General features: G+C 36.4%; 23 protein-coding genes and 1 pseudogene. 21 read left to right on the plus strand and 3 right to left on the minus strand.

All coding sequences use genetic code 11. From position 1 onward, the window contains the following. Positions 1 to 159 precede the first annotated feature (159 nt). Entirely contained in the window at positions 160 to 519 is a 360-nt protein-coding gene (locus tag CWO92_RS13530) for a Lin0512 family protein (protein WP_101354747.1), read from the minus strand. Between the two features lie 315 nt (positions 520 to 834). Between CWO92_RS13530 and CWO92_RS13535 the strand changes: the two genes are divergently transcribed. From CWO92_RS13535 to CWO92_RS13550, 4 genes are all read left to right on the plus strand, one after another. Beyond that, on the plus strand, positions 835 to 2,442 hold the full coding sequence (locus CWO92_RS13535; protein WP_101354875.1) for an ATP-binding protein: 1,608 nt from the start codon (positions 835 to 837) through the stop codon (positions 2,440 to 2,442). Next, entirely contained in the window at positions 2,426 to 3,118 is a 693-nt protein-coding gene (locus tag CWO92_RS13540; RefSeq protein WP_101354748.1) for a response regulator, read from the plus strand. Before CWO92_RS13535 ends, CWO92_RS13540 begins: the two co-directional genes overlap by 17 nt. 171 nt (positions 3,119 to 3,289) lie before the next feature. Further along, positions 3,290 to 4,582 (plus strand): CitMHS family transporter, encoded by a 1,293-nt coding sequence (locus CWO92_RS13545; protein WP_101354749.1) that lies wholly within the window; start codon positions 3,290 to 3,292, stop codon positions 4,580 to 4,582. Positions 4,583 to 4,680: 98 nt separating this feature from the next. Continuing rightward, complete coding sequence (locus CWO92_RS13550; protein ID WP_101354750.1) at positions 4,681 to 5,604, plus strand: AEC family transporter; 924 nt, start codon at positions 4,681 to 4,683, stop codon at positions 5,602 to 5,604. Between the two features lie 3 nt (positions 5,605 to 5,607). On the opposite strand, the gene gad is transcribed toward CWO92_RS13550, so the two are convergent. Beyond that, positions 5,608 to 7,191, minus strand: a complete 1,584-nt coding sequence (gad, locus tag CWO92_RS13555; RefSeq protein ID WP_235851610.1) for a glutamate decarboxylase — start codon at positions 7,189 to 7,191, stop codon at positions 5,608 to 5,610. A gap of 410 nt (positions 7,192 to 7,601) precedes the next feature. On the opposite strand from gad, the gene CWO92_RS13560 reads away from it, so the two are divergent. The 7 genes from CWO92_RS13560 to CWO92_RS13590 all read left to right on the plus strand — a co-directional run bounded on the left by CWO92_RS13560 (position 7,602) and on the right by CWO92_RS13590 (position 16,012). Beyond that, positions 7,602 to 8,195: a hypothetical protein gene (locus CWO92_RS13560; protein ID WP_101354751.1), complete on the plus strand. Its 594-nt coding sequence runs from the start codon at positions 7,602 to 7,604 to the stop codon at positions 8,193 to 8,195. 260 nt (positions 8,196 to 8,455) lie between these two features. Next, on the plus strand, positions 8,456 to 9,490 hold the full coding sequence (locus CWO92_RS13565) for a threonine aldolase family protein (RefSeq protein WP_101354752.1): 1,035 nt from the start codon (positions 8,456 to 8,458) through the stop codon (positions 9,488 to 9,490). A 35-nt stretch (positions 9,491 to 9,525) separates the two neighbouring features. Beyond that, entirely contained in the window at positions 9,526 to 11,130 is a 1,605-nt protein-coding gene (locus CWO92_RS13570) for a PucR family transcriptional regulator (RefSeq protein WP_101354753.1), read from the plus strand. Between the two features lie 122 nt (positions 11,131 to 11,252). Continuing rightward, positions 11,253 to 12,521 (plus strand): cytosine permease, encoded by a 1,269-nt coding sequence (locus CWO92_RS13575; protein ID WP_101354754.1) that lies wholly within the window; start codon positions 11,253 to 11,255, stop codon positions 12,519 to 12,521. After that, positions 12,518 to 13,621 (plus strand): S-methyl thiohydantoin desulfurase family protein, encoded by a 1,104-nt coding sequence (locus CWO92_RS13580; protein ID WP_101354755.1) that lies wholly within the window; start codon positions 12,518 to 12,520, stop codon positions 13,619 to 13,621. Before CWO92_RS13575 ends, CWO92_RS13580 begins: the two co-directional genes overlap by 4 nt. Further along, on the plus strand, positions 13,614 to 15,164 hold the full coding sequence (locus tag CWO92_RS13585) for a hydantoinase/oxoprolinase N-terminal domain-containing protein (RefSeq protein ID WP_101354756.1): 1,551 nt from the start codon (positions 13,614 to 13,616) through the stop codon (positions 15,162 to 15,164). Before CWO92_RS13580 ends, CWO92_RS13585 begins: the two co-directional genes overlap by 8 nt. Before the next feature lie 311 nt (positions 15,165 to 15,475). After that, positions 15,476 to 16,012: a GNAT family N-acetyltransferase gene (locus CWO92_RS13590; protein WP_235851612.1), complete on the plus strand. Its 537-nt coding sequence runs from the start codon at positions 15,476 to 15,478 to the stop codon at positions 16,010 to 16,012. A 66-nt stretch (positions 16,013 to 16,078) separates the two neighbouring features. Here the strand turns inward: CWO92_RS13590 and CWO92_RS13595 are convergent, their stop codons facing one another. After that, entirely contained in the window at positions 16,079 to 16,243 is a 165-nt protein-coding gene (locus CWO92_RS13595; protein WP_165786685.1) for a DUF4021 domain-containing protein, read from the minus strand. 256 nt (positions 16,244 to 16,499) lie between these two features. On the opposite strand from CWO92_RS13595, the gene CWO92_RS13600 reads away from it, so the two are divergent. From CWO92_RS13600 to CWO92_RS13645, 10 genes and pseudogenes are all read left to right on the plus strand, one after another. After that, positions 16,500 to 16,856 (plus strand): PadR family transcriptional regulator, encoded by a 357-nt coding sequence (locus CWO92_RS13600; protein WP_101354759.1) that lies wholly within the window; start codon positions 16,500 to 16,502, stop codon positions 16,854 to 16,856. Continuing rightward, complete coding sequence (locus CWO92_RS13605) at positions 16,840 to 17,397, plus strand: DUF2812 domain-containing protein (protein WP_101354760.1); 558 nt, start codon at positions 16,840 to 16,842, stop codon at positions 17,395 to 17,397. Before CWO92_RS13600 ends, CWO92_RS13605 begins: the two co-directional genes overlap by 17 nt. A gap of 26 nt (positions 17,398 to 17,423) precedes the next feature. Continuing rightward, complete coding sequence (locus tag CWO92_RS13610) at positions 17,424 to 18,308, plus strand: ABC transporter ATP-binding protein (RefSeq protein ID WP_101354761.1); 885 nt, start codon at positions 17,424 to 17,426, stop codon at positions 18,306 to 18,308. A 1-nt stretch (position 18,309) separates the two neighbouring features. Further along, entirely contained in the window at positions 18,310 to 19,521 is a 1,212-nt protein-coding gene (locus CWO92_RS13615; protein WP_101354762.1) for an ABC transporter permease, read from the plus strand. 182 nt (positions 19,522 to 19,703) lie between these two features. Beyond that, positions 19,704 to 19,952: pseudogene (locus CWO92_RS13620) on the plus strand (oligoendopeptidase F); the annotation flags it as partial. A 208-nt stretch (positions 19,953 to 20,160) separates the two neighbouring features. After that, positions 20,161 to 20,790 (plus strand): TetR/AcrR family transcriptional regulator, encoded by a 630-nt coding sequence (locus tag CWO92_RS13625; RefSeq protein WP_101354763.1) that lies wholly within the window; start codon positions 20,161 to 20,163, stop codon positions 20,788 to 20,790. Between the two features lie 165 nt (positions 20,791 to 20,955). Continuing rightward, positions 20,956 to 22,467: a DHA2 family efflux MFS transporter permease subunit gene (locus tag CWO92_RS13630; protein WP_101354764.1), complete on the plus strand. Its 1,512-nt coding sequence runs from the start codon at positions 20,956 to 20,958 to the stop codon at positions 22,465 to 22,467. Positions 22,468 to 22,656: 189 nt separating this feature from the next. Beyond that, positions 22,657 to 23,067 carry a YhfM domain-containing protein gene (locus CWO92_RS13635; RefSeq protein ID WP_101354765.1) on the plus strand — a complete coding sequence of 137 codons (411 nt, stop codon included), beginning with the start codon at positions 22,657 to 22,659 and terminating at the stop codon, positions 23,065 to 23,067. A 212-nt stretch (positions 23,068 to 23,279) separates the two neighbouring features. Beyond that, the gene (locus CWO92_RS13640; protein ID WP_101354766.1) at positions 23,280 to 24,239 is read left to right on the plus strand and encodes a LacI family DNA-binding transcriptional regulator; all 960 of its coding nucleotides are present in this window, start codon (positions 23,280 to 23,282) and stop codon (positions 24,237 to 24,239) included. 35 nt (positions 24,240 to 24,274) lie between these two features. Further along, complete coding sequence (locus CWO92_RS13645) at positions 24,275 to 24,601, plus strand: YnfA family protein (RefSeq protein WP_101354767.1); 327 nt, start codon at positions 24,275 to 24,277, stop codon at positions 24,599 to 24,601.

Genomic DNA, 24,601 nt, shown 5'->3' on the forward strand with positions numbered 1-24,601 from the left:
TCAAAATCCGTTATTCGTGTTTGAGGAAACTGATAAATCAGCCCGATGGTATTTTAGCTAATTAGCGGAATGTATGTCCGATAATAAGGAGAAAATCCCATCTTTGTCATAGATAATGGATGCATGGCCATCTAAGCACCATAATGGCCGCTCCTTATATTAATACCCAACCTCAACAGATGCGACAACGATGTACATCTTGTCATTCACATCGCCTTTTTCCTCGATGACGATTCCGCTTGTGGTTAGCATACCACCATCCATCACTTCTACTGATACTTTTCCAAAAGGGATTGCCTGTTTTACAGCATTAATATCAAGCTTCTCCTTGTCACAAGGAACGGCAAGTTTTACATTTACAACCATATTGTCTAAGCTATTATCCGGCAGTACAGATTTGATGCCCGGCATCGAGTTATAGTGAATAGCATTCTTTATTGCACGAACGGCTGCTTTTGTAATGTCTTGTCCATGAACATCAATTCCCATTCCAGTTTCAATAAACATTAGTTGTTCCATCGATCATTCACCTCAAATTTTGTATTTGATTCTATTTTATCAAAAAGCTCGAGTATAACCATACCAAAGCATATTATAAAAAAGCTACTCTTTGATAGAAGAAATAGCTGTTAAGAAGATTTACCTATTTGGAATCCAAGCCGTTTGTGTTCTTTTTGAAAACTATTCCTTTCACACGCAAACAAAAGAGTGTGAAATTTTTTAAGAATTTGGCTAAGATAAAAATAGATTGTTAATTTAATAAGATGATGTTCTGTTTGCATAACAGGAAGATTGAATAGGAAACATGAGAACCGTTTCAAGGGGGAAAGGCGCCTGAATACAAAAAAGCATTCACTTCAAACAAAAATTATCGGCCTGGTGTTATTATTGGGATTATTGTTAATTTTGCTGCTGACTGTATTTTATAGTGTTATGGAAAGTAAGCAAATAGAGGAAAATAGGGGCAGAATGGCATTGCAGATATCGAAAACAGTCTCGGTTATTCCAACTATCATTTCTGCATTTCAAACAAGTGATCCTTCTAAGACAATACAGCCGATTGCAGAAAAAATCCGTAAAGAAACTGGAGCTGAATTTGTAGTTATTGGGAATAAAGAGGGGATTAGATATTCGCACCCGTTAAAATCGATGATTGGAAAGAAAATGCGGGGCGGAGATAATGAGAAAGCTCTTCATAATGGAGATTATTATGTTTCAAAGGCAAAAGGGTCACTAGGTCCATCGATAAGAGGGAAATCCCCGATTTTAAATAAAAATGGCGATGTTATCGGAATCGTTTCCGTTGGATTCTTGTTAGAAGATATCCAACATCAAATTTTGAAAAACGTCTTGAAAGTTATCTTTGTTTCTGTCTTCGCCCTGTTGATTTCGCTAATTGGCAGCATTTTGTTGGCGAGGAATATTCGTAAAGATACTCTTGGTTTGGAACCATATGAAATTGCTGCTCTTTATAAAGAAAAAAACGCGGTGCTTCATGGCGTTAAAGAGGGAATTTTGGCCATTGATCAGGACGGATACATTACAATGATGAATCAACCTGCTAAAAGACTATTACAAATTAAAGGATCCGTTCGCCATTTAAAAGTTGATGGGCTGTTTTCTTCTGATTATTTATATAAAGTTTTAAAATCAGGAAATCCATTAATTGATAAAGAAGTGGTCTGGAAAGAAAAAAAGGTTATCGTAAATTGCACTCCGCTCAATGATGAGAACGGTATAAGTGGAGTAGTTGCTTCCTTTCGCGATAAGACGGAGATCGAACATATGTTAAACACCATTTCAGAGGTTAAACAATATTCGGAAGATCTTCGTGCACAAACACATGAATTTACAAATAAATTATATGTATTATTGGGCTTGCTTCAGCTGGGCGAATATGAACAAGCAGTTGAAATGATTCAAACAGAGACAAAAGTATTGCAGATTCAGAATTCGATTGTTTTTAACCAAATCAAAGATACGAAAATCCAGGCAATTTTATTAGGGAAATTGGGGAAGGCATCGGAAAAGAAAATTACATTTGAGATTGTAAAGGATAGTTACTTAGATATATTACCGCCCCATTTTAAGCTTTCAAATCTAATATTGATTATTGGAAATTTGATTGATAACGCGTTTGAAGCAGTCTATGATGTGGAATTTCCAACAGTAAAATTTTTTGCTACTGATCTTGGCAGTGATATCATTTTTGAGATTTCTGATAATGGGAAAGGAATTAGTGAAATAGATATTCCACTTCTATTTCATAAAGGATTTACAACAAAAAATGGGACAGAACCAAGAGGGTTTGGACTTTCCAATGCTGAAGAAGCTGTTCGTGAGATGAACGGGATGATAGAGGTGCAAAGTAATGAAGGGAGTGGAACCGTTTTTACGGTATATCTTCCTAAAAGACATGAAGGGGATGAGGAGCTTGGATAAAATCAAATCAGTTATCGCAGAAGATGACTTTCGAATCGCAGATATTCATGAGAAATTTTTGAAACAGTTTGAAGAAATTGAGGTCGTAGGTAAAGCACTGAATGGAGAGCAAACGCTTCTGTTACTAGAAGAAAATCATCCAGATTTATTGCTGCTTGATGTGTATATGCCTGATTTATTAGGTTCTGATTTACTGCCAATGATTCGGGAACGATTTCCAAAGGTAAGCATTATTATGATCACGGCAGCAACGGACAAAGCTTTTTTGGAAAAAGCATTAAACTATGGGGTTGAAAACTATTTAATCAAACCGGTAGATAGGGATAGATTTAACGAAGTCATCTATGATTATATAAAAAAGCACTCTCTTCTATTGTCGAATCAAGAGGTAACTCAGAATTATGCTGACCTTCTCTTTGGTAAAAAAGTGGATGCAACTGGAGGGAAGGGGAAAGGGTTGCCGAAAGGAATCGATGAAATCACGCTTGGAAAAGTGAAAAAGGTCTTGCAAATAAAAAATAACGGTCTTTCCGCTGAAGAGGTGGGGAAGGAAATTGGTGCATCCCGGATTACTGCCCGACGATATTTAGAATATCTCTCCTCGATTAGAGAAGTTAAAACGGAGGTTGTTTATGGAATTGTGGGGAGACCGGAAAGAAAATATTATCCTATTTAGAGATAACTGCGTGAAATGCAGTCATCTCTATTCATCTATGATTATATTTGTCTCTTGTGAACGAAATGTACAAAATAGCAATTAATTTACGATAATAACTTAATTTTGTAAACGTTTTCACCAATAAGTATTTCGATTATTATTAATTTACTTACTAAAGGGGTGAAGACGATGTTAGCTTTATTAGGATTTTTAATGATCATTGTTTTTATGCTATTAATTATGACTAAGAGACTCTCTGCCATGATTGCACTGATGGTGGTTCCTGTGGTATTTGCATTAATCGGCGGATTCGGCAAGGACATGGGGCCAATGGCGCTTGAAGGAATCAAAAGTGTTGCTCCTACTGGAATTATGATATTATTTGCAATTCTATTTTTTGGTATTATGATAGATGCAGGCGTATTTGATCCAATTATTTCAACAATCTTGAAGGTGGTAAAAGGTGATCCGGTTAAGATTGCGATTGGCACTGCAGTACTAGCATTATTAATCTCGCTGGACGGTGACGGAACAACCACCTATATGATCACAATCTCTGCCATGCTACCTTTATATAAACGAATTGGCATGAAACCATTAGTTCTAGCGGGAATTGCTGTATCTTCTTCTGGTGTTATGAATCTTCTTCCTTGGGGAGGACCTACTGCCAGAGCAATGACAGCGCTTCATCTTGAGATGGGCGATATTTTTACACCGGTAATCCCTAGTATGATTGGGGGAGTATTATTTGTATTGTTTATGGCCTATTGCCTTGGTAGGAAAGAACGTAAACGAATCGGTGTTTTGGAAATAGATTATAAAACGATGTCGATGATGGCTGCAACATCAGAAGAGGCAAGCCTTAAACGTCCAAAACTAATTATTATAAACTATCTTATAACCATCCTTTTATTAGTAGCCCTTATTAAAGAGGTGCTACCGACTACTGTCTTGTTTATGATTGGGTTTGCAATCGCAATTACTATTAATTATCCTAATTTAAAAGAACAAAAAGAACGGATTATGCACTATGCGGATAATGCATTATCCGTTGTTTCAATGGTTTTTGCGGCAGGGATATTTACCGGAATTTTGTCAGGGACAAAAATGGTTGATGCGATGGCAAATACAGTTATCACGCATGTCCCAACTGCCCTTGGCTCACACTTTGCTATCATTACAGCTATTTTAAGTGCACCGTTTACATTTTTTATGTCCAATGATGCGTTTTATTACGGGGTACTCCCTTTATTGGCAAAAGCAGCGAGCGGATTCGGAATTGACCCGGCAGCAATTGGACGCGCTTCCCTTTTAGGATTACCCGTTCATTTATTAAGTCCTTTAGTGCCTTCCACTTATTTATTGGTTGGAATGGTAGGAGAAGACTTTGGAGATTTACAACGTTCCTTTCTAAAATGGGCTTGCGGTTCAACGCTGGTGATGATTGCAGTAGCCCTTATTTTAACTATTATTCCTTTTTAAATGCATAATAGACTTGGATAAATAAACTTTATAATGCAGTCCAAAGATTCCGAGTTTGGAATTTTTGGACTTTATTTAGTGGAAAGGTATAAAATCTTATGAATGTATTTTTTATGATTGGAGTAAATGTCATTTTACCTGTATTTATTTTGGTAGGTGCAGGTGTATTGTTACATCGGAAATTTAGGTTTGATATGAATACATTATCAAAATTAAATACCTTTTTACTTATGCCTACGGTTAGTTTTGTCAATATTTATCAAAACCATGTTGGAGGAAAAACACTCTTACATATTGTAGGGTTCCTAATTTTACAAGGTTTCTGCTTAATGTTCATAAGTGCCCTGATTTCCAAAACAGCAAAATTTGATAGCAGTCTCGCTTCCACTTTTAAAAATAGTATTGTATTAAACAACTCAGGGAATTTTGGATTGCCTGTTAGTCAGCTAGTTTTTCAACATAGCCCGTTGGGAGCATCCAATCAAATTATCGTCATGATTTTTCAAAATCTGCTCACATATACATACGGGTTATTTAAATCTGTTTCGGTTGCTAACAGTGGATTCAAGGCTATAAAACAATTCCTAAAGAACCCTGTCATTTATGCGTTTTTATTGGGATTACTTCTTCATTCTTTTGATGTTAAAATCCCAAACTTTTTGTGGACTCCCATCGAAAATGTTTCAGATGCGTTTCTAGCGATAGCCTTAATTACGTTAGGTGCACAAAGTGCCTATATTAAAATAAGCCGCTTTTCCTTACCGTTAATCCTAAGTTTATTCGGTCGATTAATTCTTTCTCCGTGCATAGCATTAGCTATCATTTTTATTTTAAAATTGGAAGGTACGACTGCACAGGCATTGTTTATCGCAAGTTCATTTCCAACTTCAAGAAACAGTGCGCTTTTTGCTTTAGAATACGGGAATCACCCAGAATATGCGGCACAGGCAGTATTAATGTCTACAATTTTTAGTATGGTTACCGTAACTACGGTTATATTTTTGTCCAGTATTATTTTTTAAAAACTAGGTGCGCACAAAGGGATGACTAAAAGGTGTGCCCTTTTTGAATGCAATATGGTGTTTTGTTTCGTTCGATACAGGCCTATCCATGGAATCTAAATAGGTAATTGACTCTATAAGGTTCATCAAGAATACTTGGGCTAACTCCATTGAAAATTCAGTCCGAACAACGACGCGCATAATTGTTACATTTTCCATATCCGGTGGCAGAGGATAAGCAGGCACTTGCCAGCCGAATGTACGTAACGTGCGTGACAAGTCATATAGATTCCAATGGGACGAGTGTCCCTCTTTTAAGCGCCATGCTAATACTGGGAGGTGGGAGCCGTCTGTCAAGAGTTCAAAGTGCTCGATTTTTTGAATTGCATTGCTAAGGAATAATGCAACAGATTGCGTATACTTTTGAATCTCATAATACCCTTCTTTGCCTAAACGGAGAAAGTTGTAGTACTGCAAGAGTACTTGTGCACTTGGACGGGTGAAACTTAGAGCAAACGTGGACATATTACCTCCTAAATAAGATACGTGAAAGATAAGGTCCTCGGGAAGATCCTCAGCTTCTCGCCAAATAATCCAGCCTATGCCTGGGTATACAAGCCCATATTTGTGCCCGGAAACATTGATCGATTTTACTCTCTCTATCTGGAAATCCCAGATTATTTCTGGCTGAAGAAAAGGGGCGATAAATCCACCTGAAGCGGCGTCTACATGTATGGGAATATTAAGTCCTGTTCTGGATTGAAGCTCGTCTAGGCACTTTGCAATCTGTTCCACTGGTTCATAAAGGCCGGTATAAGTTACCCCAAGTGTTGTTACGACACCAATCGTGTTTTCATCTACGGAAGAGAGTACACCTTTAGGATCCAAATAAGGACAATCTGGTGAAATGTTGACATATCGTGGCTCAATATCCCAATAATTTGCAAACTTTTTCCATACCACCTGAACAGCTGAACTAAAAACAATATTTGGCCGGTCGATTGGTTTCCCTTGTTTCTTGCGCTCGTTTTGCCAGCGCCTTTTTAATGCAAGACCCCCAAGCATACAGCTTTCTGATGATCCAGTTGTAGACACCCCCATGGTAGTATGTGGATGAGGCGCATGCCAAAGATCCGCTAATATTCGGATACATCTTTCCTCTATTTCCGCGGTTTTTGGGTATTCGTCCTTATCAATTAAATTCTTGTCAAATGCTTCGGTATATAATTGATTTGCTGTAGGCTCCATCCAAGTTGTAACGAATGTTGCAAGATTTAGTTGGGGACTGCCATCAAGAGCAATATCATTGTGGATAGCTTCGTATGCTTTTTTAGGTAACATGCCTTGTTCAGGCAAACGGTCATGTGGCAAGATTTCTCCTCCTTTACGGATGAACGGAGAATGGATAGAATATCCGTGAATTGGAGAAGGGTTACCCGGATGGACACGCCTTTTTGAATGATGGGAATAGTCATGAGAATTAAATAACGGTAATCCTGCCCCTAAAGAATCGTTAAAAGAGTACCCCATATGCGAGTAGTAAGTGTTGTTTTGAAATGGACGGTAAGGATCAATAGGTGCAACATACGGTTTTGAATTGTGATTCATTCAGCTCCTCCTTAATATTACATTGTTAAATAGTATGAGGATTATCTATGGTCTAGAAGTTAAGGAAAATGATATGCTCTCAAGAATCACAGAAATCCGAAAGACAAAGTGTAGTTTTTGAATGGATCCTCTAGATTGTTTATTCATTTTAAATATTGACAACCCAGTTTATAAGGGTAAAGAACAATCGTTTTCAAATTGCATATGATGGAAGGGAATTGACACGAGAAAAATGATGCTATCAGAAATTTTAAACGGTTATACCTTAAAAAGTACTATTATGGCTCGACTTCCATACAAATGACAATATACTCAAAATTTTTTGCATAAATAAAATCCCTGAATGAAACTTAATGGTTTATGATATAAGTATGAAGATTTTATTGTAGAAAGCGGGGTGAAAACCGAAAATGATGAAAAAACTATTACTGGCTATATTTGGGTTAGTGTTAATTGTTGCACTTTATTTTACGGTAATGCGTCCCACTACTGAAGCAAAAGAAAAAACGAATATTACTGCAGAAAACAATACGACAATCAAAGTAAGTCCTACCAATTTTGAGAAAAAGCTTTGTGCGCAGCTTTCCAAGCAATCGGATGTTCCTGCTAAAATCGAATTTATCGATGTGAAGTCAAAATTAGTATTTTGCAAGAATGATATAGGAGTTATGCCGGTACTTACTAATAAAGATTTCACGAAGGTAAAGAAAGCTTTTCATGCTTTGGATTTTCAGGAGTTTAAAGAGGAATTAGCGGAAAGAGGGTATATCACCTGGCAGGCAGATAGTGTACCAAAAGAAAAATTTTCGATGTTAAGCGGATTTGCTACTGATAAAGTTAAGAGCATCCGAATAAATAGTGAAAAAAATATCCAGCCAAATCGTATTCTTATCCGTAAAAATCTGTGGTTTTGGTATGCTACTTTCCCTAAAGCGAAAGTAAATATGCCGATAAAAGTAACCTCTTATGATGCAAAGGGAAAAATTCTAACCTTAGAAGATTAGTAAATCAATAAGGTATAAGATGTATAAAATATTTCGGATCCTTCCATTTATAATTGGCTCATGATTTTTATAAGTCAAATTTAATATTCGCATATATTGTATCCCCCATGGGTTAATATCCATGGGGTCTTTCATATTCTTATGATTTGAAGCAATGATAAAAAGTAATTTTTGCAATTTGGTACATTACAGTAGTAAAATTTGAGAATCAATACTTGAAATTTTCAGGATATATGTATTTTTGACTTGGGGTGAATATAATGATTAATTTTCAAAGTGATTATTTAGAAGGATGTCATCCAAAAATATTAGATAAATTAATAGATACAAATTTTCAACAGACTTCTGGATATGGTAACGATGAGTATTCTAAAAGTGCCATCCAAAAAATAAAGAAAGCCTGTAAACGAGAGGATATTGATGTTCATTTTCTTGTGGGGGGAACCCAGACCAATTCTATTGTTATTGCAGCCATTCTGCGGCCGCATCAAGGGGTGGTAAGTGCAATTTCCGGGCATATAGCCACACATGAAGCAGGTGCCATAGAGGCTACTGGTCATCAGGTATTGACCCTTCCAAGTGAAGACGGGAAAATTCAGGCGAAACAAGTAAAAGAATTATACGATGAACACTGGAATAATCCAATGCATGAATCCGTTGTGCAACCAGGGATGGTGTATATCTCTAATCCTACTGAAAATGGCACTCTTTATTCGAAAGCAGAATTGGAATCTTTAAGCGAGGTTTGCAGAAGACTAGGGCTTCCATTATTTTTAGATGGAGCTAGATTAGGCTATGCTCTGACAAGCCCAAATAATGATTTGACACTGGAGGATATTGCGAGTTTATGTGATGTCTTCTATATTGGCGGCACAAAGTGTGGAGCGCTGTTTGGAGAAGCTGTTGTCATATGTTCAGACTCATTAAAAAGAGATTTTAGGTACATCATGAAACAACGCGGCGGTATTCTTGCCAAAGGTAGACTATTAGGTGTCCAGTTTGATGTTCTTTTTGAAGAAAATCTTTATTATGAAATTTGTGGAAGCGCAGTGGACTATGCTTTAAAAATAAAGCAAGCATTTGAAGAAAAAGGGATCAAATTATTCGGAGAATCGTTTACGAATCAACAATTTCCGATTTTAACGAATAGGCAACTGGACTATTTAGGAAAGAAATATGGTTTCGAGATTTGGAGTAAGATAAGTGAAAATGAAACGATAGTTCGATTTTGTACAAGCTGGGCTACAAAGAAAGAAAATGTAGATGCGCTAATAGATGATATAGAGTTAATGTGATTAAGAATCGATACGTGTAAAATAGTGCAGAAGTGGTGGTGAATAATTTTGGGGTAACGGTAAAAGATTTGCTGCAATTGCCATCCTTAAGAGGTGCAGAAGTGCTAACTGGTAAAGATAATCTTAATCGTACCGTTTCATCTTTATCTGTGTTAGAGGTTTCGAATGTCGATTTTTTCTCTGAGATTATCCAAACTGTTCAAGAAGAGTGGTATGCAGAGGAGCTAGTCATTAGCTCTTTTTATTCCATAAGAGATAGTGTAGAAAAACAATGTGAAACGATTCAACACCTGCATGATCTAGGAGAATTAGGTCTCATTTTATATTATGTGGGAATTGTCTTGCCGGACATACCGGAGGAGGTGCTGCAATTAGCAGACTCCCAAGGGTTTATAATCATTTGTATGCCTAAAAATGATATATCTCTTCGCTATAATGAAGTAATTTATGAAGTGATGGAGGCGATTGTGAGTAATCAGACAGTGAATGATAACTTTGTGAAAGAGACTCTAGAAAAGGTGTCTTTATTGCCAGAACATCTTCAGAGTGTTGAAATTACACTTAAAATGTTATCTGATCGCCTCAAGGCTAATATTCTTTTAACTAATACTCATTACGAGATTGTAAACCAAGTAATGTGGCCGCGAAATTCAACTTTAGATGTTGCCAAAGTGATTGAGGATTATTTGCAAACCAACCAAAATAGTAAAAAGGAATATCACAGCTTAGATAGAATTACTCCAGCGTGTTTCATTGAATTTAAGAGTATTCATCAAAAAAATGGAGAGATGCTTTACTTGTTTCTTATTAAGGAGAATACAAAATTGCCTGCCAAGACTATTGAAAAAATTAGTGAAGTTGTGCAAGTGGCGATTAATCTATGGGGAGACAAACATGCAGAAATAAGTGAATATGCTTTAGTAAAAGCGATTATAAATGATGAAAGCGAAAAAATGCGCAGACTAGGTCATTTGCTTCATATCAATGTCTCGGCTATTCAAATGATGTGGATGGTTTATATTAATGATCTTACAGAAGAAAAAGCTATAAGAGAAGAATTGGAGGAGCAGCTTTCGAAGTATTATAGCACTAGAGTGATTCAAATCATTGATGATTGCATCATTGTTCTTTTAGGGAATTGTTTATATAAATATCATGAGTTTGAGATAGCTGCCGAGTTTATTGAATCGACGAATTATATTTCTCAAATATCTGAAGTTGTATATTCTCCAAAGATGAGAAACACTCAGGATGTACGTCGCATGTATCAATTGGTAAATAGTGTGGGAGAGAAAGTGCATCTTATCTATCCTATGCGTAAGTTATTTACAGCAGCTGAAATTAGGTCGATGAAGCGAGCCATTGATTTGAGTAAACAGGGAGAAGAAATGATTGAAGAATGCTTTTCCGTCATTGCTCCGATTTTAAATGATAAAGAGTCATTAAGAACTTTGATGACTTTTCTTTTGGATGCAAATGGAGATTTTGACAAGTGTGGGAAATTCCTATATATTCACAAAAATACCGTGAAGTATCGAATTAATAAAATTAGTGAACTAATTGGATATGATGTAACAGTATTTTCAGAATTCTATGATGTATATATAGCCTGCATGATTTATCGATTAATTACCGGTTAGAATCATCCGCAGTTTTGTTGGAAATGACAAAATTGCGGATTTTTTTTTTATTTTTGAAAAAGACTTGTGTCCCTGCATTCTTTTATAATAAGAAAAATCAAGAAACAAAGGAGGGGCAAAAAATGAGAAATGAAGGCAAGTATCAATCGTGGTATAGTCTAGGAATAATCTGGGCAGGAGCAATGATTTGCATCCCAAGTCTTTTAGTAGGAAATACCCTTATTTCTGGCATGAGTTTATTTAAGGCTTTATTCGTAGCTTTTATTGGATATTCGATTGTCGTTTTCATTATGATTTTACAAGGAATTCAAAGCAGTGATTTAGGAAGGCCTACCGTTCAGGTTGCTGGACAGGTCTTTGGTAAAAAAGGCTCGCGGACGATCTTATCGATTATTTTGGCCATTGCCTGCTTAGGTTGGTTTGGAATTCAAGCAAATGTTTGTGGAGAGGCGGTAGCTAACTTGTTGGCAACGTACCACATTATAATACCCATTCCTTTAGCTTCTTTCTGCAGCGGATTGGTAATGGTTATCTCCGCTATTTACGGAATGAAAGTGCTGCGCGCATTAAGTTATATTGCTGTACCTTTATTAGTCATCATTTGTGTGGTTGGTTTAGTCCAAACCTTGACAGGGGACCATTTACAGGTAATTCAACACTTTAAGCCTAAAGGACATATGAGCTTTATGGATGGATTGGCAGTGACGATTGGTTCGTTTGCATTGGGGGCAGTAATAGCTGGTGATTATTCTCAATTTTCCAAAAAGCGCTCAGATGTTTGGAAAGCAGCCATCTTTGGAATTATTCCAGCTGGTGTACTCATGATTGGAGTAGGAGCTATTTTAACGATTGCCTATCAAACAAGTAATATTACAGCTGTCTTTTTAAATATTGCCACTCCCTTCATTGGTGGTATTGCTTTAATCTTAGCTACATGGAAAACCAATTTGGTGAATGCAATCTCAGGCGGTATTGCCTTAATTAATGTATTTAACATTTCCAAGGCTAAAGAAAAAATGGCGGTTGGAATTGCTGGGATGATTGGAACAATCCTTGCAGTGGTAGGTATTTTAAATTACTTTACACCTATTATGTCGATATTATCAGCGATGATTCCACCAGTTGCGGGTGTCATGGTTGCCTCGTATTGGGTGATGAATAAAGGGGATAAAAATAGCTGGAAAGAGGTTGAAGGCGTAAATCGCTTAGGTGTTTTTTCATGGCTGGTAGGAGCAATCATTGCAAGTATTCCGGTAGTTCTATCCCTTTTCCCTAGTTTGCCTCAAGTACCTAATCAGCCCTTAATTGGGATTGTCATTTCATTTGTTATTTATTATTTCGGATATCGTATATCTGTACAAAAAACGATTATGTTGGAGGAAAATAGATGAGATATTTAGATAAAGATGCTATAGAAAATATTGCAATTGGAGCCGCCTTTTTAGGAACAGGCGGAGGAGGAGATCCTTATATTGGGAAGCTGATGGCTTTATCTGCTATTGAAAAAAATGGACCAGTAAAGTTGTATTCAGTCGATGAAATTGAAGACGAAGATTTTTTCATTCCAGCAGCAATGATGGGGGCGCCTTCTGTTTTAATAGAAAAATTTCCAAAAGGGGACGAATTTGTTAAAGTCTTTCAAAAGCTAGCTAAGTATCTAGGGAAAGAAAAGATTGCAGGGACATATCCAATGGAAGCGGGAGGAGTAAATTCGATGATTCCCATTGTGGTAGCAGCACAGCTGGGGTTACCTCTCATTGACTGTGATGGAATGGGAAGGGCATTCCCGGAACTGCAAATGGTGACCTTTCATTTAGATGGGATATCAGCTACACCGATGGCAATCACAGATGAAAAAGGGAATATCGGGATATTTGAAACGATTGATAATAAATGGACTGAACGGTTAGCCAGAACTGCAACAGTTGAAATGGGAGCAAGTGCTTTGGTTAGTTTGTATCCTACAACAGGTGGCCAGCTCAAGCAGAGTGGAGTTCATCATATCATTACCCTATCTGAAAAAATTGGTGAAATAATTTCTGCAAAAAATAGAGATGCCAAAGAAAAGCTACAGGAATTGCTAAAATTGGTCTCCGGATATGAATTATTCCAAGGGAAAATTGTAGATGTAATTCGAGAAACAAAAGGTGGATTTAATCTCGGAAAAATAAATCTGGAAGGGATGGAAGGCTATAAAAACGAAAAAATGAAAGTCCATTTTCAAAATGAAAATCTGATTGCAGAAAAAAATGATCAAGTGGTTGCGATGACTCCAGATTTACTTTGTCTAGTAGATTATGAAACTTTATTACCGGTTACTACGGAGAGTTTAAAATATGGAAAACGCGTTCGGGTGATTGGGCTGCCTGCTCATGAAAAATGGAGAACAGAAAAAGGAATCGAAACAGCTGGTCCAAGATATTTTGGATATGACTATGACTATGTTCCAATGGAGGAATTGGTGAAAAAGGTGGTAGCAGAACATGTATAAACTTGGAATTGATGTTGGCGGTACAAATACAGATGCCATTATTTTAGATGCGAATCATAGCTTGGTTCATTGTGTGAAATCGCCAACTAGTTTAGATATAAAAACAGGTATTGAAACAGCCTTACAACAATTATTAAAAGAAGCAAACATTGATAAAACGAAAATTACTCATGCAATGTTAGGGACAACTCAGTGCACAAATGCGATTGTAGAAAGGAAAAAATTAGCCCGAGTCGGAGTGATTCGTCTAGGTTACCCTGCAACAGCTTCTGTTCTTCCATACACAGCCTGGCCACAAGATATTATTGAAAAACTATCAGGAAATTATGCGTTGGTACATGGCGGTTATGAATACGATGGACAATTATTAGGAGAACTGGATGAAGTTGAAATTAAGGTGCTTCTAGAGGAATGGAGAGATAAAGTAGAGTCCATCGCAGTGATTGGTGTTTTTTCTTCCATCAAAAATGATCAAGAATTCAGAGTTCGAGATATTATACAAGATGTATATGGGGAAGAATTTCCGGTTTCTTGCTCTTCTTTAATTGGTTCAGTTGGATTGATTGAGCGTGAAAATGCCACGATTTTAAATGCAGCCCTATGTAAGGTTATTGAAACTACAACAAAAGGATTTGTACAAGCATTGAAACAAGAAGGAATCTTCGGCGCGGAGGTGTATTTATGTCAGAACGATGGAACACTGATGTCGATTGATTATGCCAAACAATTTCCAATCTTAACGATTGCATGCGGGCCAACCAACAGCATACGCGGTGCTTCCTACTTAGCACAAGTCAAAAATACCATGGTACTAGATGTCGGTGGAACGACTTCTGATATAGGAGTCTTGCAAGACGGATTCCCTAGGGAGTCTTCTGTAGCTGTAGAAGTTGGGGATATCCGTACTAATTTTAGAATGCCTGATATTATTTCAGTTGGATTAGGCGGAGGAAGCATTGTTAGAGTAAACAATGGCAAAATCACAGTTGGACCGGATAGTGTAGGATACAGAATCGGTCAAGAAGCACTGGTCTTTGGAGGTGAAACGCTCACCACTACGGACATCGCTGTCCGGCTAGGTTTGGCTGAAGTAGGCGATAAGAGTTTAGTAGAGCATATTGATGAGAAGTTTGCTATTGACGTCTTATTAGAAATTTCGTCGATTATCGAGCATGCTATTGATAAAATGAAAACATCTTCAGACGATGTCCAGCTTGTGATCGTAGGTGGGGGCAGCATCATTGTTCCGGATACAATTCGGGGGGTATCTGATATCATAAAACCAGAGAATGGGAATGTAGCTAATGCAATTGGTGCATCCATTGCTCAAATCAGTGGCCAATATGAACAAATCTATATTTATTCAAGAGAATCACGTGAGGACTCATTAAAAGACGCGCAAGAAAAAGCAGTGAATCAAGCAGAATTAGCTGGAGCAGTACCGAAAACGATAGAATTAGTGGAAGTAGAAGAAACTCCGCTGGCCTATCATCCGGAAAATGCCACGAGATTAAGAGTGAAAGTGGTAGGGGAAATGCGTTGAAGTAATTTTGTATGACTAATAAAAACTATAATAAATGCTTTAATTAAAGGGGTTTGGGATGGTATCCATCGGCCTCTTTTTTTGTCTTTTCCACTTGGAGCTTTATAAATTTTCATTGAAAATATTAACTGCTAAAAAATGTCGATAGATGCACCATCAATCGCTAATGGTGCATTATTTTCATTGCCAAACATTAATCATAAAATATAAAATTATGTGTATTTACTATTTAATCATATTAATATTAAATTGGAGGAACTTTATTTATTCCATTCTCAATAGTTATTATTGAAAATCGTAGGGGGATGAGTATGAAGGCATTTCATTCTTTAGAAGGTGAGATGATTTACTTCCAAAAATTAAGCACTGAGAATGCTCAAGCGATACATTCTTATGCATCCGATTCGGAAGTTTCTCGTTTTATTGGCTGGAATTTAATGAATTCAGTGGATGAAACTTGCGAGCATATTGAATTAATGTTAAAACGGGAAGCTGCTGGTACCCATTTATATACATCTATCGTTCTAAAATCGACTCAAGAAATTATCGGAACTGCCATGATATTCAATTTTGACGACGAAGCAAATAAGGCTGAAATTGGTTATGTGATTCATAGGGATCATTGGGGAAAGGGGTACGGAACAGAAATTGTTGGATTAATAACGGATTTCGCATTTCAAACACTACATCTCCATAAGCTATATGCATATGTAGTAGATGCCAATATTGGTTCAGCACGTATTCTTGAAAAGAACGGGTATGAGTTGGAAGGAAGATTAAAAGATCACTATTTTATAGAAGAAAGATATTATGATGCTTTATTTTTGGGAAGAATTATAAATCAGTAAGCCTCTCCGACTTAAAGAATGATGAAACCATAACCCCCAGGGAGTTTAATCTCCTTGGGGGATTTTTTATAGCTCCGACTGATCCTCAGTATTTGGTTCTAGCATCCCGTATAACCCATTCATGGCCTGCTCTTCAATGTCCACACCATTGACAACTTCTTCTTGATAGCTATTCATATTCTTACTTGTATTATTTTCCACTTCCGAATTTTGCTTTTTTATCCTACTCACCTCTTCATATAGAATGTCTAAACTATGTTCAAATATGTATGTCATGAACGAAAGCGTATCGAAAAATATTGTCGATTCAAACTATATTCAACAAATTAAGCGAAAATAATCAAGAAAGGTAACGTATGGAACATAAACTGCCTTTTTATTTTCGCCTATTTTATCAAAATGCATTGACAAAAATATTGGTAAATTTTATTATATCAATTAATGATATATCGATAATGGATATACTTTATGAAATGAAGGTGTTTTTTTGTCCAGAGCTAATTCTATGGATATGAATCAATTAACAGATTCGGCTTATTACATTTTATTGTCTGTACTTGAAGCCAAGCATGGTTATGCGATCATGAAATATATAGAAGAACTAACAAATGGTGACTTTAGTATCGGTCCGGCAACTCTTTATACATTACTAAAGAAATTGCAAAGTGCCGGTTTTATTATTCAAGATGAAACCGACGACGACCGCCGAAAAATATATACTGCTACTGAAAAAGGAATATCGCTTTTGTGTAGCGAGATTACAAGAAGAAAACAAATGGTGGAACATGGATTAAATGCATTTCGGTCATTAAAAGGGGGTGGTGAACATGAGATCGAAGAATAAACGCTTCATAATTGGAAAAGGATTAGCCTTTTCAGAAGCAGGGGAAATGCAATATTTGAGTAAACTTGCAGCGGAAGGCTGGTTTCTGGAATCTCATGCATTTTGCGGGTTTGGTTATAGATTATGCAAAGGAGAAAAACAAGATCTCCAATATTGTATGGATTATCAAAAACTGTCAAAAGAGGATCAGGAAGATTATTTGGAAATGTTTGCAGCTGCGGGTTGGAAACATGTAATGTCAGTTGGGAATATCATTCATTATTTTTCAGCTCCACCGGGAATCAAACCAATCTACTCAGACCACTCAACATTAATGGAAAAGTATAGGAAGGGCAAAGTGAATTTAGATGTTTCAAGTATCATTTTTATACTCCTAACATTTCTAACGTGCTTTATTTGGAAAAATACAGAGATGCATATTGCCCAGTTGATGTTTCGGTATATGTTTTACTTTTTTCTTGTTGTTACCCTGCCTATAATCATGACATATCTTGCTTTTATCCTAAGATTATGGCGGTTAAGGCAGTTATCCAATGATTAACTTTTAAAAAAAGGAGGGGGATTTGCATGGGATTAAATATACAATATCTGAGCAAATCATTTGGGGAAACAAAGGCGGTTCAAAATTTAAGCATTACATTAGAGAAGGGGCAGGTGCTAGGACTTCTTGGAAGAAATGGGGCAGGAAAAACAACGACCATTAAAATGATTCTTGGCTTGCAGACACCTAATCAAGGAGAGATTACATGGGATGGAAGTTCGCTAGACCGTTCGAAAGTTTCCATTGGGTATCTACCTGAAGAGCGTGGATTGTATTTAAAAAGTAAAATTAATGAACAACTACGCTATTTTGGAGAATTGGAAGGAATGAGCCGCAAACAGGCGGATGATGCCATTGATTATTGGCTGGAAAAACTTGAAATATCTAATTATAAAATGAAAAAGGCAAATGAATTATCAAAAGGAAATCAGCAAAAAATTCAATTAATCGCAACATTAATGCATAATCCAGAATTGATTATTTTGGACGAACCTTTTAGCGGCTTAGATCCTGTGAATGCTAATTTATTGACTACCATCATTGAGGAGCAAATCACCGCGGGAAAAACAGTTATCCTTTCGAGTCATCGCATGGAGCAAATTGAAAATTTTTGTGAACAAATTTGTCTAATGAAGGAAGGAAAGGCAATCGTACAAGGACGATTGAATGAAATTAAGCAAAATTATGGTTACAGCAATTTATCATTATCAAGTAATAAGACCATTGAAACAGCATTGAGTGAATGGAATATACCTTTTGAAACAAAGCATGCAGATGTGGTTATTAGAGTAAGGAATGATAAAGAAGCTATTCAGCTCTTGAACCGGTTTGAAGCGCATTCTATACCAATTCGTAACTTTAAAATGTTAGAGCCTACATTAAACGAAATCTTTATTGAGAGGGTGGGGTAACATGGGGAAATTTTGGACGGTATTTAAGTTTCATTTAAGAGAAGCTGTAACTTCAAAGTCTTTTATTATCGGCAACTTAATTACGCTTATTATCATCATCGGTATTTTCGGATTTAGCCATTTCTCTTCAAAAGAGTCGAAGGATAAAGTAGCGTTCATTAACTCCACTTCCTATCAAACCAATATAGAACAGCTAAATAAAGGATTGGATTCCATAAAACTCGTTTCTGAGGAACAAAGAAATTTGGGGAAATTAAAGCAGCAGGTGAAAGACGGGGAACTCGATGGCATTGTTGAAGTGAAAGATAATAATGGTTCACCTTCCCTCTCATATACGTATAAATCATTTGCCGATCAAGAACTAGTGGCGATTTTAACGCAGAAAATTCAACAAATCGGGATCAATAAAACAATTGCAGAATCCAGAGTAGACCCTAACGTTGCAGCAAAACTACTAGCACCTATTTCTGTGAAAAATATCGCCTTAAAAGATACTACTGGAACGGTTGGAATTGTGTATGTTTTTGTATTCCTAATGTATTTGTTAATTCTTGGTCGAGGTCAAATGATTGCCAATACTATTACCGCAGAGAAAGCTTCACGAGTTATGGAAATCATGATTCCGAAAGTCAAACCCATTTTTATGATGTATGGAAAGATATTAGTACAGTTAGTCATTGGATTGGCGGATATTGTTGTGATGATCCTTGGATTCCTTGTTAGCTACGCTTTAGGTTGGTTTAATGGAAATCAATTTTCGCTTTTCGGTTTTCAAATTGATCTAAGCAATCTCACTCCATTTATCATCGCATGCTTTATTATTTATTTCGTATTAGGGTTTTTATTATATGCGATTGGATATGCAGCAGTAGGGGCTGTTGTAAGCAGAACCGAAGACTTAGGCTCGGTTTCTTTTCCGATTATTTTATGTATTATGGCCGCATTTTTTGTTGGAATGACGTCCATCTTCTCTCCTGAATCGACACTTGTAACTATATGTTCCTATATCCCGGTTACATCACCGATTGTAACTTTTTCAAGAATTCTGTCAGGTGAAGCAGGATATATCGAAATGGGCATTACCATCGTAATTCTATTAGCAAGCATTGCGATTCTAAACCATCTAGCAAATCGAATTTATTTGAATGGGGTTATGAATTACAGTGGAAAAGTGAAATTTAAGGATGTTGTCCAGATGGCGCAGAAACATTAGTGCTTAATAAGAAGAACATTAGAACGATAGTTTTTTACCTATACAGTATGTTTGCGTACACCATACTTTTCATATCTGGTGTACGCTTTCATTTTGTTTCAGCAATAGTTTTACAAGAGTTATGAATTTTTTACGGTTAGATAACTTTTCAACCATTCAGTAACCGATTTTAGCTGAATCGCCTATATCCATATACGTATTCTGCTGGATTAACGGCATCGTCTGCTGCTTCGCAAATGATGGAGAGCAAGGACAGCCGGCAGTAGATCGTTGGCTATCCGTATTAAAAGCTGGTGGAAATTAAAGCCGCTCGAATTGCTGAAATTAGCGAATGTGGATATGTCTTCACCAGAACCGATTCGCAAAGCAGTTTTTGATGTAAAGAGCGCTTGCTGGATGAAATCCAAGCGCTTTTGTTTAGTGGTCCATGATCCGCTATTTGCTGGATTTTATGAAAAAATGGAACGAGCGTCTATTATATGCTGAAAAACTAGCTATCAGATAGCAGAACTGTGTCCGCAAAAAATAAATATGACATATTGTCATATTTATTATTGACTTATGACATTGTGTCATATATAATTTTTACTTGTAATTCACTTATGACACGGTGTCACAAATCGAGGTGAGATACCAAGAATGCCGAAACAAACATTTTTTCATTTACCTAAAGATAAGCAGGATACTTTAATTCAATCTGCTAAAGAGGAATTTTCCAGAGTCCCATTGCACGATGCATCGATTGCAAATATTATCAAAAATGCCGGAATTCCAAGAGGCAGCTTTTATCAGTATTTTGAGGATAAAGAGGATTTATATTTCTACTTGTTAAATCAATTGTCGAAGAAAAATGCGGAACAATTTATTTCCATGTTAAAGGAGAAAGATGGCGATATTTTTGAGACGTTTATTGAGTCTTTCCGTTCTTTGATAAAAATCCACAAAAATCCGGAGCATAAAAACTTTTTTAAACATGCTTTTTTAAATATGAACTACAAACTGGAAAATACATTATTGAACAATGTTTATGAGGAGAATCAAAAAAAGCAGTATTTTGATATCGTTAGTTTAATCAATGTCAAATATTTGAATATAAGAAATGAACAAGACCTGCATCAAATAATGAAAATTATGATGGCGGTAACCTTTCATAATCTAGTTCAAATGTTCGGCAAGGAATTATCGGATGAAGAAACATTAAAAAATTATATGGATCAAATGGAACTTCTAAAAAGAGGCTTGTATAAGGAAGAACATAATGACACTTGAAGCTAAGAAAAAGATAAATTTAAAAAAGATTGTCGAAAGACTTCAAGAAAAAGGAATTAACGTTCAGATATGTAAACGGCCTCGTTTAAAATATTTAGAGGCAAAAAACATCTAGAAATAGAAAATCTATTCATTAAATAAAACATAATAAGGAGATACAAAAATATGGATTCAGCAATACAACAAAAAAAACCACCGTATTTAATGCTTGCGATATTATTTGTGGGAGCATTTGTTTCTTTTCTAAATAACTCGCTATTAAATGTAGCATTGCCGTCTATTATGGTGGATTTGAAAATTAAAGATTATTCAACCGTACAATGGCTAGCTACTGGTTATATGCTTGTCAGTGGTGTTTTAATTCCTGCATCAGCCTATTTAATTACTCGCTTCTCAAACCGTAGTTTATTTATTACGGCAATGACGATTTTTACATTAGGTACAGCTACAGCAGCATTTGCACCAAACTTTGGTATTTTGCTTACAGGACGTATGATCCAAGCTGCAGGTTCTTCCGTAATGGGACCTTTATTAATGAATATCATGTTAGTAAGCTTTCCTCGTGAAAAACGTGGTACAGCAATGGGTGTTTTCGGATTAGTTATGATCACAGCCCCTGCAATTGGGCCAACATTGTCAGGTTATATAGTAGAGTATTATGACTGGCGTTTGCTTTTTGAAATGATTTTACCATTAGCAGTAATTAGTTTAATTTTAGGAATTTGGAAATCGAAAAATGTAATGCCACAAAATAAAAGTGCAACCATTGATTATTTATCCGTAATATTATCATGTATCGGCTTCGGAGGGCTTCTATACGGCTTCAGTTCCGCAAGTTCAGATGGTTGGTCAGATAAAATTGTGTTAACAACTTTAATAGTCGGAGGAATCGCGTTAATCGCCTTCATTATTCGTCAATTAAGAATGAGTGAACCTCTTTTAGATTTACGTGTATATAAATATCCAATGTTTGCACTTGCATCTATCATTGCGATTGTAAACGCAGTTGCTATGTTCTCTGGTATGATTTTAACACCTGCCTATGTACAAAGTGTCAGAGGTATCTCACCGCTTCATTCTGGTTTAATGATGCTACCGGGTGCTATTATTATGGGGATTATGTCGCCAATTACAGGAAAGTTGTTTGATAAATTCGGACCACGTATGCTTGCTGTAGTAGGACTTGTGGTAACCGCAATTTCCACTTACATGCTAGCAAACTTACAAATCGATTCTAGTTACACTTATATTATTCTAGTTTATACGCTTCGTATGTTTGGTATGTCCATGGTCATGATGCCAATTATGACAAACGGTTTAAATCAATTGCCAAACCGTCTAAATCCACATGGAACTGCAATCAACAATACTGCGCAGCAAGTTTCAGGTTCTATCGGTACAGCCGTCCTGGTTACCATCATGAACTCTGTTACAAAATCAAAAGCAGAAGACTTAATGGCTGCTGTTGATCCAACAACCTTTACTAAAGCGACACAAGCATTATTAACACAAAAGGCGTTATTGACTGGTATCCAATATTCCTTCTACGTAGCTCTTGGAATTAATATTATTGCATTAATACTAGCCCTATTTGTCAAACGCGTTGATACAAGTAAAGAAGCAGAAGCACAATTAAACCAACAAGAACAACCACAAATGAAACCTAAGTTGGGATAAAGGGACAGGTTCCTTGTCCCACTTTTTGAAAATGTAAAATAGAAAAGCGAAAAAATGGCGTCAGAATCCTGATGTCATTTTTTTTTTTTGAAATGCGACTTTAAATGGAGAGTATCGTCTAATTTAAAAAGAAAATAGTGGGGGATTCAAATCTTTTCTAATACCCGCAAATATCCATTTATTGTATTAATGATTCTATTAGTATTATCTTTAGTTGGTTGTAATACAAAGGGATTAAATAATAAAATAGCTGATAATCCAACCGAAATTGGCGGGAAAGCTATTATTCATGAAACGATTTCTAAGGTTGGAAAAGATATGTTAGATGTGAGGAAACCACATAAAACTTATAATCAAAAAAACTCAACTGAACTTTTAACGCTTGTAGAAGCGATCCAAAGAGCAAAGAAAGTGAAGAGAGTTGTGGATGTCACGGCACCAGATTATCTACTAATATTAACTTTTAAAGATAAGACGATGTCCAAATATTCATTGTGGTTAGGGGAGGAAAGCGGTGCAATAATGAATGAAAAAGACACTCATACCATTTATACTTTACCTCCAAATCTAATCGCAAAGTTAAACAAGTATGTCAAATAAAATGGATACCTTTTGGGACAAGGGGACAGGCACTCTGTCCCACTCAAATTGTTACGCCGCCGTTTTGCGTTACGCCAATTCTAAATTAAGATTAATCTATGGAACTGGTTTCAGAGCAAGAAAAAGTTAATTTTATGTGCCCATGCAACGGGCTGTGAGAATTAGGAATGCTATAATGAACTTATGAAATATAGAATTCTTCAGGTGATAGAATGACAAATATTAAAGATCTTGCAAAAATGGCGGGTGTGTCCGTCACAACAGTTTCTCGTGTGTTAAACCATCATCCATATGTGAGCGAGGAAAAAAGAAATGCTGTATTAAAGGCGATGGAAGATAGCAATTATCAAAAAAATATTAATGCTGTTCATTTAAGTACGGGAAAAACTCGGCTTATTGGTGTAGTTCTTCCGTTCTCCGATCATCCCTATTTTGCTCTTTTATTAAAGGGAATCGCTAAGCAAGCATTAGAGAACAATTATAAATTAGTCCTTTTTCAAACGGAATATTTGGAAAGTCGAGAAATCGAAGCTTTAGAAATGCTAAAACAAAAGCAAATCGATTCCCTAATCATTTGTTCAAGAGCATGTGACTTGTCCGTCATTGAAGAACATCTGCAATACGGCAACATTGTTTTATGTGAGAATATAATGAAAGACAATATTTCTTCCACCTTCGTGAACCACTATGAAATCTTTTATGAGGCATTAGAATTCTTATATCAAAAAGGTCATAGAAGAATAGGTTATTGTATTGGCAGATTGTCAGGAACAAACAGTCATAAACGGGAGAGGGCATATAGGGATTTTCACGAGAAATACGGTTTGGCATACCATCATGAATATGTAATGGACAAGTGTTTCTATTTTGAAGACGGGGAAAAAGTTATGAATAAAATCAAGGAGATGGACAATCCCCCTACAGCCCTGTTGGTAACTGGCGACCAAGTTGCAGCCGGAATTGTTGTATGTTGTCAAAGACAAAATATATCTATCCCAGGGAAAATGTCCATTATTGGATTTGATAACGAACCAATCGCAAAGATGCTAAATATTACTACAATAGAAATTCCGCTAGTGGAAATGGGGAAAAACCTATTTCTGCAAGCCATAAGCAGTGATATTTCAAATAGAGAGCTATCCGTTAAACTAATAGAAAGAGGTACGGTTTAATTTTAATTGGATTATATATTAGAAAAAGGTGAGAAATGATTTATACAATAGGTTTATTTATTCTAGCGGGAATGGCGGAAATTGGTGGAGGGTACTTGATATGGCAATGGCTGCGTGAAGAAAAGCCGTATTGGTATGGAATCATTGGCGGCATTATTTTGGTGCTTTACGGAATCATTCCCACTCTACAGAAGTTTCCTTCATTTGGGAGAGTATATGCAGCCTACGGGGGTGTCTTTATTATTCTCTCCGTATTATGGGGATGGGGAGTCGATCGAAAAACACCGGATACATATGATTGGATAGGTGCTATTATTTGTTTGATTGGAGTTTCCATCATGCTTTGGGGGCCTAGGCATTAA

Origin of the sequence: Heyndrickxia camelliae, assembly GCF_002844575.1 — a bacterium.
Lineage (GTDB): Bacteria > Bacillota > Bacilli > Bacillales > Bacillaceae_C > Margalitia > Margalitia camelliae.